The 12090-nt window shown below is 43.8% G+C and carries 12 protein-coding genes; 3 read left to right on the top strand and 9 right to left on the bottom strand.

What is annotated here, in order from left to right:
- Positions 1–267 precede the first annotated feature (267 nt).
- The 3 genes from rnz (at position 268) to HLI_RS21810 (ending at position 2976) form a co-directional block, all read left to right on the top strand.
- Complete coding sequence (gene rnz / locus HLI_RS19370) at positions 268–1194, top strand: ribonuclease Z (RefSeq protein ID WP_128526539.1); 927 nt, start codon at positions 268–270, stop codon at positions 1192–1194.
- Between the two features lie 12 nt (positions 1195–1206).
- Positions 1207–2568, top strand: a complete 1362-nt coding sequence (locus HLI_RS19365) for an aldehyde dehydrogenase (RefSeq protein ID WP_128526538.1) — start codon at positions 1207–1209, stop codon at positions 2566–2568.
- Positions 2569–2823: 255 nt separating this feature from the next.
- Positions 2824–2976 carry a hypothetical protein gene (locus HLI_RS21810; RefSeq protein WP_164908605.1) on the top strand — a complete coding sequence of 51 codons (153 nt, stop codon included), beginning with the start codon at positions 2824–2826 and terminating at the stop codon, positions 2974–2976.
- Between the two features lie 67 nt (positions 2977–3043).
- Here the strand turns inward: HLI_RS21810 and HLI_RS19360 are convergent, their stop codons facing one another.
- The 9 genes from HLI_RS19360 to mce form a co-directional block, all read right to left on the bottom strand.
- Positions 3044–5287, bottom strand: a complete 2244-nt coding sequence (locus HLI_RS19360) for an ABC transporter permease (protein ID WP_128526537.1) — start codon at positions 5285–5287, stop codon at positions 3044–3046.
- Positions 5284–5985: an ABC transporter ATP-binding protein gene (locus HLI_RS19355; RefSeq protein ID WP_128526536.1), complete on the bottom strand. Its 702-nt coding sequence runs from the start codon at positions 5983–5985 to the stop codon at positions 5284–5286. The genes HLI_RS19360 and HLI_RS19355 overlap by 4 nt, the downstream gene beginning before the upstream one ends.
- Before the next feature lie 384 nt (positions 5986–6369).
- Positions 6370–6594: a DUF3892 domain-containing protein gene (locus HLI_RS19350; protein WP_128526535.1), complete on the bottom strand. Its 225-nt coding sequence runs from the start codon at positions 6592–6594 to the stop codon at positions 6370–6372.
- A 132-nt stretch (positions 6595–6726) separates the two neighbouring features.
- Positions 6727–6879 (bottom strand): small acid-soluble spore protein P, encoded by a 153-nt coding sequence (locus HLI_RS19345; RefSeq protein WP_128526534.1) that lies wholly within the window; start codon positions 6877–6879, stop codon positions 6727–6729.
- Between the two features lie 20 nt (positions 6880–6899).
- Entirely contained in the window at positions 6900–7028 is a 129-nt protein-coding gene (locus tag HLI_RS19340; protein ID WP_128526533.1) for a YpzI family protein, read from the bottom strand.
- 59 nt (positions 7029–7087) lie between these two features.
- Positions 7088–8335: a DNA polymerase IV gene (locus HLI_RS19335; RefSeq protein WP_128526532.1), complete on the bottom strand. Its 1248-nt coding sequence runs from the start codon at positions 8333–8335 to the stop codon at positions 7088–7090.
- Positions 8336–8514: 179 nt separating this feature from the next.
- Positions 8515–9639: a M20/M25/M40 family metallo-hydrolase gene (locus tag HLI_RS19330; RefSeq protein WP_128526531.1), complete on the bottom strand. Its 1125-nt coding sequence runs from the start codon at positions 9637–9639 to the stop codon at positions 8515–8517.
- A gap of 70 nt (positions 9640–9709) precedes the next feature.
- Positions 9710–11257, bottom strand: a complete 1548-nt coding sequence (locus tag HLI_RS19325; protein ID WP_128526530.1) for an acyl-CoA carboxylase subunit beta — start codon at positions 11255–11257, stop codon at positions 9710–9712.
- A gap of 6 nt (positions 11258–11263) precedes the next feature.
- The gene (gene mce, locus HLI_RS19320; protein WP_128526529.1) at positions 11264–12076 is read right to left on the bottom strand and encodes a methylmalonyl-CoA epimerase; all 813 of its coding nucleotides are present in this window, start codon (positions 12074–12076) and stop codon (positions 11264–11266) included.
- Positions 12077–12090: the final 14 nt, after the last annotated feature.

Here is a 12090-nt window from a genome sequence, read left to right as displayed (position 1 = left end):
GCAATTAATGAATTTAGAAACGCAGGCTTTTGCTACACCTGTTGCCGCTTTAACAACTATCAGTTTCATAATCAGTTTACTTGCTGGCGGTATTTCTCAAATGTAATTAAAAAATTCAACTCTCAGTTACCTCCTCCCTCACGATAACTCTTTCAGTTTCCAATACTTCAAAACTGCTGGATCGTAACCAGCAGTTTTTTTCATTCCTTTTGAAGTGTTTTCCATGCCAACTGGTGGTATGATGGGAATAATAGGAGTGTGTTTTCTATGGAACTTTTTTTTCTAGGTACAGGTTCAGGGGTGCCGTCAAAAGAGCGTAACGTATCCTCTCTTGTCCTCCGCATTTTAGAAGAACGCGGTACCACATGGGTGTTCGACTGCGGCGAAGGAACCCAACAACAAATTTTAAATACGAATATACGACCGCGCAGAATTGAAGTCATTTTCATCACCCACTTGCATGGGGATCACATTTACGGTCTTCCGGGGTTGCTGAGCAGCCGCTCCTTCCAAGGTGGCGAAACCCCTGTTACCATTTACGGTCCACGCGGATTAAAAGAATACCTCGATATAAGCCTGCGTATTAGCGGCACACATTTGCGCTATCCCCTCTATGTTGAAGAAGTGGAAGATGGGCTGCTTTTTGAAGATGAACAGTTCATCGTAGAAGCTGTCAAGCTGAAGCATGGCCTTGCCAGCTTCGGGTATATCTTGAAGGAAAAAGACAAATTGGGTGAGCTGCAACCTGATAAATTAAAGGCACTCGGAATAAAACCAGGACCCATCTATCAGCAGATCAAAAGCCAATCACGAACAGAGCTGGAAGATGGTCGCATCATTAGGAGAGAAGATGTTATCGGACCACCGAAGAAAGGTAGAAAAATTGCGATTCTCGGTGATACACGATACATACCTGAGCTCGCCGGCCTTTTGAAAAACACCGATGTCCTTGTCCATGAAGCGACATTCGCTGGTGATGAGGAAGAGATGGCCTATGAATATTTCCATTCGACTGTTAAGCAGGCAGCCATGTTAGCAAAAGAGGCAGATGCAGGCGAATTGATTCTCAACCATCTCTCTTCCCGTTATCAAGGAGATGCCGTGGCTGAACTCCGCAACGAAGCTGCTGCCATTTTCCCAAGCACGACCATCGCCCACGATTTTTATCAGCATCCAATCGAACGAAAACGCTAAGGAGGTTTCATGATGAACGCAACTGTCAAACTGCAAAAATCATGGTTCAAAGAAGGCCATACGAAAAGCTATAACTTCCGAAAAGAACAACTGGTAAAGGTGAAGAAAATGCTGACTACATTCGAAAAGCCTATCATCAACGCGTTGAAGTTTGATTTGAACAAATCTGAATATGAAGCTTATGCATCTGAAATCGCATTTCTAAAAAGCGAGATCGATCATCACCTTAAGCAATTGAAATCCTGGATGCAGCCGACAAAAGTAAAGGCACCTCTCACCCACACAGGGTCTAAAAATTTCATTCGTAAAGAACCCTACGGCACAGTGCTCGTCATTGCTCCTTGGAACTATCCGATACAACTGGCATTAGCCCCCGTTATCGGGGCTGTAGCAGCGGGAAACACCGTTATTATTAAACCGTCTGAACTCACACCGACGGTTTCGTGGGTCCTGAAAAAAATGATCGAGCAATATTTCCCCGCTCATTACATCGCTGTCGTTGAAGGCGATAAAAATGTTACCCAGGAACTTATCGATCAGCCCCTTGACTATATCTTTTTCACAGGAAGCGTCCCAGTAGGAAAAGTCATTATGGAAAAAGCGAGTAAACGACTGATTCCAATTACTCTGGAACTCGGTGGGAAGAGCCCTGCTATCATCCATAAGGACACCTCCATTGACCTTGCTGCCAAAAGAATCGTCTGGGGGAAATTCACCAATGCAGGACAGACGTGTATTGCGCCTGATTACCTTTATGTACACCATGAAGTAAAAGCTGACTTGATCCAAGCTCTGAAGAAGTATATCAGAGAGTTTTACGGCGACAGACCACTTGAAAATCCTGAGTACACCAAAATCGTCAATCATAGCCATTTCAACCGACTCACTTCGTACCTCGAATCCGGCACAGTGGTTTCAGGTGGTACAACAGATGATCAAGTCCATAAAATTGAACCGACTATATTGGACCAAGTCACCTGGAGTGATGCTGTCATGCAAGATGAAATCTTCGGCCCTGTACTCCCTGTCTTGACCTATGCTGATCTTGATGAGGTCATTACTCAAATCAACGAACGCCCGAAACCGCTCGCTCTCTATTACTTTGGTGAGAAAGATGAGGATCAACAGCTAATTATGGATTCGATTTCCTTTGGCGGCGGTTGTATCAATGATACTCTTTACCATATTATCAATCCACATCTCCCCTTCGGCGGTGTCGGGGAAAGTGGAATGGGCAGCTATCATGGTCGAGCAAGCTTTGATACGTTCACACATGAGAAAAGTATTACGAAGCAAACCACGAAATTCGATCAGAGCTTCCGCTATCCCGGTTCCCCTTTTAGGCTAGCAGTAATGAAACGCATATTTGGATAAAGAAGTGGTCTCCACTCGCGAAAAAAACAAGACCGACGTTGAGTCTACTGAAGAACTGCAACATCCTGAATTATCAAGCAAAGAAAAAGCCGAGTAGGACGATTTTCTCGTTCAACTCGGCTTCTTTATTGCGATGAAATATTCGGGTTCGTACTCCTCCAAGTCATTAATATTCGTTTTATAGGGAGAGTGAATATCGCCAACGGGCCAATCATTCTTTTAGAAGCGCCTCGGTGCTTCCACGAGGAGCGTTCGGTGGTGACGCCTGTGGGAACAGCGCGAGCCGAAGATCCACTTGGTCAAGTGCTCTTCTTGACCAAGTTAGCTGAGGCCGTGCCCGCGGCAAGCATCCACCGACAAGCGATTCGTGAGAAGCAACAACAAACGTTAACAGCTCCTCTCTCTTGATTGAAAAGGTTTTTCAGTGGCCTACCGATGCCCTTCGCTTTTTTGAGTTTGATGCTTCCCGTCCTTTTTAATCCTGCTGTTTTTTCAATGCTTCCTGCAAGGATATTTGCTTTAATTTACGTTTCGACAATGTCAAAGAAAACCAATAGGTCACCATAATGACGACAAAGCCTACAAAAATCATCCACCAGGCTATATCAGTCGGCATAAGAAAGCCTGTTTCCTGCACGAGAGTATTCATAGTTTGTTCTAAACCGAGGCTTGCCAGTGGTATGGATACAAAATATGAAATTAACACAATCGGAGTGTAGACGCTCAAAACAAGCTTTGATACTTCTTTATCATGATATCCCATCACTTTGAAAAGAGAAATAGATGGCGAGTTCTCTTCAACAATCAAGTTTGTCAGCAATGTAAGAATGATGACTCCGATCAAGACAGCAAACACGGCCATTCCCAGAACAGACCCACGTGTCGCGCCTGTTGTAGCCTCGAAGCTGCTGATTGCTTTTTGTTTGTCTTCAACCATATAGATCTCCTCAGAAGAGCCTGGTTCCTCTTCCTGCCAAACAGCGGTGTAGGCCATTTCAGGAAATCCGAGAAATTCGTTCAGCTGCTCTCTCGGCAAATAAAGATGATGCCCGATAAACACATCTGCAACCCCTGCCACATTCACTGAGAGCGTATCATCGTTAAGTCTATTCTCTAAAGTAATGGTATCCCCTTTCTTCACATCCAATACAACTGATAAGGGGGCACTGATGACAGCACCGTCTTTTAATTCCGAATTAAGTGGTTCGCCATCAGCAAGCAGATGAATATAATCTGTATCCGGTTCCATACCAAATGCCGTGACTTTAACATCCTGTTCTGCAGCTGTCAGTTCATTCATTGTAAAAGGGCTAGCACCTGCTTCAGTTCTTTCGGTTTGAAGAGATTTATAATGGACAGCATAATCATAGGTTTGTATATCCTGATATGTTGTCTCAACAAGCTGATCCATACTGTTGAACGTAATCAAGCCGAACAACAGTAAGACAGTCGAAAACATGACACCTAAGAAAACATATAAACTACGCGCTTTGCTCCGAACTAACAAGCGAATTCGGAAACGCCGGACAAATCCTCCACGGTCAATACCGGGCAATTTTTCCAGCCAGGATTTTTGACCACTAGACATTTCTTTCGGTCTTAATAGTGTCAGTGGGTCCGTGTTCAGTGAACGCCAAACAACGAGTGCTGTCAACAGAACAAGCAGCGTAATTGGAATGACTAAGCCGATGACGAGTACCATCGGGTCCCAGTCAAACAGGGAAATAGCCGGGAGATTGAAATAGGTGGCGTAGACGTCTGATAAAGGGACAGAAAGACCTGCACCTGCTGCAAGACCGAGCAATGTTCCTGTCAATCCAATAAACCACGCATACCCCAAGTAGTTTTTGAGCAGCTCCCCTTTACGATAACCGAGCGCCATCAATGTTCCAATTTCTTTACGCTGCATATCAATGCGACGCTTCATGAGCATCAGGACCATAGCTAAGGACAAAGCGAGAATGAAGAGAGGCAAGGTCGTGATCATCCCTTTGGCCCCTTCAATTTCGGTCTCTACAAATTGAATTCTCGCATTTTCTTCGCTATTTACAAATTGAAGAATTGTCGCTTCTTCGCTTACTGTCGATCGGAACTCTTCCGTTACACCTCCCTCAGACAGACCCAAAACTTCTGTCTGACCATCCCCTGCTATCTGTTCTATAGTCGCTTCCGCAGCTATCCCGACTGCAAACTTCTCAGCATCTGCCAATAAGTCGGTCTGTTGTTGGACCATATAAATATAGTCAGGAAGAAAAACATATCCCGTTATGGTTGCCTCATATCCGGCGTGGTCGATCGCATCTCCGAGTTCATACCCATGTTTATCGGCAAACACCTTAGAAATGGCTATCTCACCTTCCTGATCAGGCATATCCCCTTCAGAAATATATGGAAGGTTCACTTCATCTGTTATGGAAAAAAGTCTTAAAATGCGCTCCTCACCCAAAGAGAGATCGGTGTACCTCCTTTTTTCGAGGGTCAATGAAAATTGTTCTTCCCATGAAGAAAGGTGGCTCTCTGGAACTTCCTCACCGGTGACAAAATGAAAGGACTCCTGTTTATATTCCTCAGAAAATTGCTCATTTCTCTCTTCCAGCGTTGTGATTGCCATAGATAACGAAACATATAGCATGACCGCTAACATGAGTAAAACAATAACGCCGGCATATTGAAACTTCTTATCCTTCAAGGTTCGGCGAATCGTCTTTTTTAAAATCATGACCAAGTCACCTTCTCCGGGTCAATCGGCTGCTCATTTTGATACGTATCGACTATCTCTCCACTGCTCATCCGGATGACAGTGTGGGCCATTTCTCCGATACCCTGGTTGTGAGTAATGATTAAAACCGTCGTACCGTAATTTTCGTTGACATATTTCAATAGACGCAGAATATTTTTACCTGTTTCTTCATCCAATGCCCCTGTAGGTTCATCACATAAAAGAATCTGCGGATTTTTGATCAGGGCACGCGCAATGGCCACCCGCTGCTGTTCACCCCCACTTAATTGATAAGGGAATTTGTCTTTTTTATCCCACATCCCGACCTTTAATAATATGTCTTTCATTTCAAGTGGTTGTTTACTCAGTTCCCGCCCCACCTCAACATTTTCTTCGACCGTCAGAGTTGGTATCAAATTATACTGTTGGAATATAAAACCGACAAAATTTCTCCTGTATTCCGTCAGTTGGCGATCTTTTAATTTTTCTAACACTTGATCACCTATAGTAATAGAGCCTGAATCGTAACGATCGATTCCTCCAATGACATTAAGTAACGTTGATTTTCCCGATCCGGAAGGTCCTAGAATAGTCACGATTTTCTGACCAGGAATTGTAAGAGACGCTTGTTTCAGTGCTTGAACCGTTATCTCTCCGCTTTCATACGTTTTATTGACCTTGTTTGCGAAGATCATCATAACATCATCCCCATTGAAAGTTTTGAAATCATTTGCAACATATATTTCATTTTCAGTTTACATCAAGAAAAAGATAAGTCAATAATTTTTGAATTATTTACATTAATATATTTCATTATTTATTAAGAAATAACTTACTACTGTTAATTCAAACCTTCCCTACCCCACAAAAGCACCCATATCCAGAAGACTCAGTTTTAAAATGTTTGTGTGGAATAAAAGGTCGCTTGCCATAAGAGATTTTCGAAACCGACTTATTGTAGAAGGAATTTCTAAGTTGAAAAAAGGGTATGAAAAATAGTATTTGGTCAGAGTTTTTTAAACTTAAGAATAAAACAAAAGAAGAAACCCAGGATGAGCTGATGCTCTTCCTGGGCCCCATAATTAAAAAGATGGAAGGTTGTCCAAATTGTTGGATTGAATGCCATCTGGTTCACTGCGTAGATGGTCTTCCCCATCTTTGCCTCGAATTAAATTCACGTGTTCCAGGTCACCACTGCGCGCCATGTCATGAGCTCGTTTGTAGTCGACCACCTGCCCTGACGACAGCTGCATCTCTACAATGCTTCCTTGGCCATTTTTTCTAACAGCGACAATTCGTTCTGGCATCATTCTCAACCTCCTCAGTGATAGTGTGTGAAGTGATGAAGAAATTATACGGTTACACTAAGTTAATTTAACTGACAATAGTTCCACTAGCCGTCAATGCTAAAAAGACAGCCCTTTCAGGCTGCCTTCTGTTTACATATCGTGAGAAGATTTTTGTTTTTGACGCGAATGATTGGCATTCTTCACTTTATGAGAACCTTGCGCCGGCTCGCCATAGGATTGCTTCGGCCCAAGAGGTAAATTTGGTTGTTCCTGCTGTTTCGGTCCCATGCGTCGTCCACCCATAAGAATCCGCCTCCTTCAGCTTATCTGCGTTTACGAGCTTCTTCTGGGCCTTCCAACATAGTCGCCCCATTATAGCTCAATTTCTGGTCACGATCAGATTCAACTTTTCCGGATCGTTTCAATTTTTTCTCTTGACGATCTCTACCCATAAAAAACTCCTCCCTTCCTGTTTAGTATGAAACAAGAAAGGAGGAGTCATGCCTGGTAATCATTTTTTGAAATCATCGATAAAATCCTTTTGAAAGCTTGTCGTCACTTGGTTTTCATTAGGATTACTTAATTTGCGGAAAGGATTACTTCCATATTTTTCAGTAAGATCATCAATGGTTTTATAAAGTTTTTCTTTACTTGCATATTTCTGGTAGTTGAATAAATCCAGCTGCTGTGTCACCTCTGATTTCTCCGCCAAATCACTTGCTGTCACACCTAAGAGTCTCACGGGCTGCTGGTTCCAATGTTCATCAAAGAGCTGCATTGCCGTTTGAAAAAGATCCTCGGATGTATGGACAAATTCCTGCAATTGCCGGCTTCTTGTGACAGTTTTACGATCGTAGTAACGAATCATCAGCTGCACATTTCTCGCAAGTACTTTTTTGTTTTTCATACGGGCTTCTACTTTATTGGATAAACGACGCAGAACCGCCTGGATTTCTGCATCTTCGGTGGTATCTTCAGGGAGGGTCGTAGATGTACCGATGCTTTTGAATTCGTGGACAGCATCGGGATCTACATGCCTGTCATCTATTCCATTTGCTCTGTTTTGCAACCGTTCCCCGTTTATTCCCAGCACTTGTTTCAAGTCAAGTACAGGATGATCCGCTAAATGCCCGATCGTTTCTATTTCCATTTTCCGCAATTTTTCTGCTGTCTTTGATCCGACACCATACATCTCTTCGATGGGAAGAGGCCATAACTTATGGCGTAAGTCCCGTTTTCTCAAGATTGTAATCCCCATCGGTTTTTTCATGTCAGAGGCCATCTTCGCTAAAAATTTGTTTGGAGCAATTCCGATGCTGCAGGGCAAATCCAGTTCATCTGCAATCCGCTGTTGAATGCGCTCAGCAATGACCGGGGGAGAACCCTGGTCTTCACAAGCTGTTATGTCCATATAACCCTCATCGATCGAAACAGGCTGGATGAGAGATGTTACGTCTGCAAGAATTTTGAAAATCTCTTTGGAAGCCATCCGATACCGTTCGAAATTCGGACGCATGACGAGCAGATCAGGGCACAAACGTCTTGCTTCACCGACAGGCATCGTTGTTTTCACTCCGTATTTTCTTGCTTCGTAGCTGCTTGTGACAACGATTCCGCGACGTTCTTCGGGGTTCCCTGCGATTGCGAGAGGTTTCCCTTTCAAACTCGGGTCGAAAGCCGCTTCTACGGACGCATAGAAACTGTTCATATCAACATGGAAAATAACACGGCCTTTTTTCGGATACCACCTGGACTCCATACTCTTCTTCCTCCATTGGAACATTTGTTCTATTATAACATGAGGTTCCTTTCCTCTGTCCAATAGGAGTCCCATCGAACGCAATTGTCCTCGAGTTTTCCTGTAACATACTTAGTGAATTTATCATTTCCTAGGTTATTTAAAAAATGCCCCCATTACCTGGAGGCATCCATCATCTGTTATTGTGCGACTTCTTCGATAATCGCTGTCACAAATTCCGCAATTTTTTCAAGTTCACCGACAGGCATCCGCTCATTTGTCGTATGAATCTCTTCATAGCCAACACTTAGGTTGACAGTCGGAACTCCGTGTCCAGCAATTACATTTGCATCACTGCCGCCACCGCTTGTAAGCAATTGGCTTTCACGACCGATTCGTGCAGCAGCAGAACGAGCTACTTCTACAACTTCATCACCTGCCTGCTGTTTATAACCAGGGTACATGATTTCGATATCAATATCTACTTCTCCACCCATCTCTTCCGCAGTTTCTGTGAATGCTTTTTTCATTTTCTCTACTTGGGCTTCCATCTTATCTGGATTCAATGAACGTGCTTCGGCTAAAACCTCCACATGATCGCAAACAATATTCGTTTTCTGACCACCTTCAAATCGACCGATGTTCGCTGTTGTTTCATCGTCGATTCGTCCCAAAGGCATTTTAGTTATCGCACGAGATGCCAGTGTAATCGCAGAAATCCCCTTCTCAGGAGCGACACCTGCATGAGCGGTCTTCCCCTTCACTACTGCATTAATCTTAGCCTGAGTCGGGGCTGCAATGATAATGTTTCCTACTTGACCATCACTATCGATGGCATAGCCGAATTTCGCTTTCAATAATGAGCTGTCAAGTGCCTTAGCACCTACAAGACCACTTTCCTCACCTACAGTTATAACGAACTGGAGATCGCCATGTTCAACGTTTTGCTCTTTTAACGAACGGATCGCTTCTAAGATTGCCGCGACTCCCGCTTTATCATCTGCTCCAAGAATTGTCGTACCATCCGTTACAATATATCCATCTTCCACAACAGGGCTGATGCCGTTCCCTGGTACTACCGTATCCATGTGGGAAGTGAAGTAGATGGTATCTGCTGCTTCTTTAGACCCTTTCAAATTACAAATCAGATTATTGGCTCCGTGACCTGTCACAGATGCGGCTTCATCTTCTAATACTTCAAGACCAAGGTCTTCAAATTTCTCCTTCAAAACCTTAGCAATTTCAGATTCATATTTCGTTTCTGAATCGATTTGCACCAATTCAAGAAACTCTTCAAGCAGGCGTTCTTTATTAATCGCTACCATAAATATTATCCTCCTTCATATGTAAACCCATTCCCCTTAGTACGTTAGCGGAACTCGGGAATGGTGTCAATCAGAGAGGGATGTTCCCATGTTTTTTATAAGGACGATCCTCACGTTTGTTCTTCAGCATATAAAGAGCATTTATCAGTGTCGAACGCGTTTCCCTCGGATCGATCACATCATCAATCATTCCTAAACCTGCCGCTACATATGGGTTGGCAAAGCGCTCACGATATTCATTGATTTTGTTCTGCCGTGTTTCTTCTGGAGTATCACTCTCACGGATTTCTTTGGCAAAAATGATATTTGCTGCGCCTTCAGGGCCCATCACAGCGATTTCAGCATTCGGCCATGCATAGACGAGGTCAGCACCAATCGACTTACTATTAAGTGCCACATATGCCCCACCATAGGCTTTTCTTGTAATTACAGTCAGCTTGGGAACAGTAGCTTCCGAGTAGGCGTAAAGTATTTTTGCTCCGTGACGGATAATACCTCCATGCTCCTGTTTAATACCAGGGAAAAAGCCTGTCACATCTTCAAATGTGATCAAAGGAATATTGAATGAATCACATGTACGGATAAAACGAGCTGCTTTATCGCTTGAGTCGATGTCGAGACCCCCGGCCATATATTTCGGCTGATTACATACAAGTCCTACCGTTTTGCCTTGCAAACGGGCAAAGCCGACGACGATGTTCTTTGCGAAATCTTTATGGATTTCAAAAAATGAATCTGGATCGACTACTTCATCAATGATGATTCTGACATCATAAGGACGAATCGGGTCAAACGGAATTTTGTCCGTGATATCTGGTCGGAAATCATCCGTTTTCTCTATCTCTGCTACTGGTGTTCTTTCTTGATTATTTTGGGGCAGATAACTGACGAGGTCCTTTACTGCTTCAAGAGCAGAAGCTTCATCATTCGTCTTCAGATGAGCATTACCGCTCAATGAATTATGTACCCCTGCGCCACCCAGGTCTTCAGCTGATATTTGTTCTCCTGTCACTGTTTCAATGACTTTCGGTCCTGTTATAAACATTTGCGATGTTTTCTCAACCATGATGACAAAATCAGTAATGGCAGGAGAATAAACCGCACCACCGGCACATGGGCCCATAATGACTGATATTTGCGGGATAACCCCTGAGTATATCGAGTTACGATAGAAAACCTGACCATAACCATCTAACGAGGAAACGCCTTCTTGTATCCGCGCTCCTCCAGAATCATTCAGACCGATGAATGGTGTACCATTCTTAGCCGCTAAATCCATGACTGCTGCAATTTTTTTCGCGTGCATTTCTCCCAAGGCTCCGCCATACACTGTGAAATCCTGTGCGAACAAATAAATATCACGTCCGCCAATTTTTCCAAAACCGGTAACGACCCCTTCACCGGGGGCTGATTTACCATCCATGCCAAATGCATCATGACGGTGTTCTGTGAATGGATTCAGCTCAATGAATGAGCTTTCATCTAGCAAATAGTCGATCCGTTCACGTGCGGTCCACTTGCCTTTTTCATGCTGTTTCTCAATTCGCTCATCACCACCGCCCATTTCAACCTGGCGACGTTTATCATACAGTTCATTAATCTTATCGAAAATGTCCATTTACAATCACTCCTCCTCACCCTGCTGGCATAGCTCGAACAAGACACCGTTGGCTGCTTTCGGATGCAAAAAAGCGATTTGACTATTGCGCGCGCCTAATTTCGGTTCCTCATTTATCATGCGTATGCCTTGGTCTTTGTATTGTTTCAGTCGGGTATGGATATCATCGACTTCAAGCGCTATATGATGGACCCCTTCACCCTTTTTCGTTAAAAAGGACTGAATCGCAGACTCTTCACTGAGCGGTTCCAGCAATTCAAACTTCGTTTCCCCTATTCTTAGGAAAGCTACACGGACTTGTTCCGCTTCAACACGCTCGACGGCTTCAAGTTCAAGGCCTAATATATTTTGGTAGAAAGGAATCACAGCTTCGATGCTCTCGACAGCAATTCCGATATGCGCGACTTTCTTTGGTTCTGCGATTATTTCTTTTTCCATCATCTGTTTAATATAAATGGCAATCGCATCTGTTGGCGAGCCACTCGTGAAAATCTTGTTGACCCCTTTTTCTTCTAAATAAGGAATATCCTCAGCTGGGATGACTCCTCCGCCGATAACTGGAATATCCGCTGCTCCTTCCTCTGCAAGTGCTTCTACCACTTTTGGAAATAACGACTTGTGGGCTCCAGATAAAGACGAGAGGCCGACGACATCGACATCTTCCTGTATAGCTGCTCGAGCAATCTGGATGGCTGATTGACGCAGACCAGTATAGATCACTTCCATACCATGATCCCTGAGCGCCTGGGCGATAATCAAAGCCCCTCGATCATGTCCATCCAGCCCTGGTTTAGCTATGAGTACACGTATTGGTTTCATCCTCTTCATCCCTT

Source organism: Halobacillus litoralis (assembly GCF_004101865.1).
Classification (GTDB): Bacteria; Bacillota; Bacilli; order Bacillales; family Halobacillaceae; genus Halobacillus; species Halobacillus litoralis_A.
Note: the sequence above shows the minus strand (reverse complement) of the source record. Positions and strands in the feature narration are given on the sequence as shown.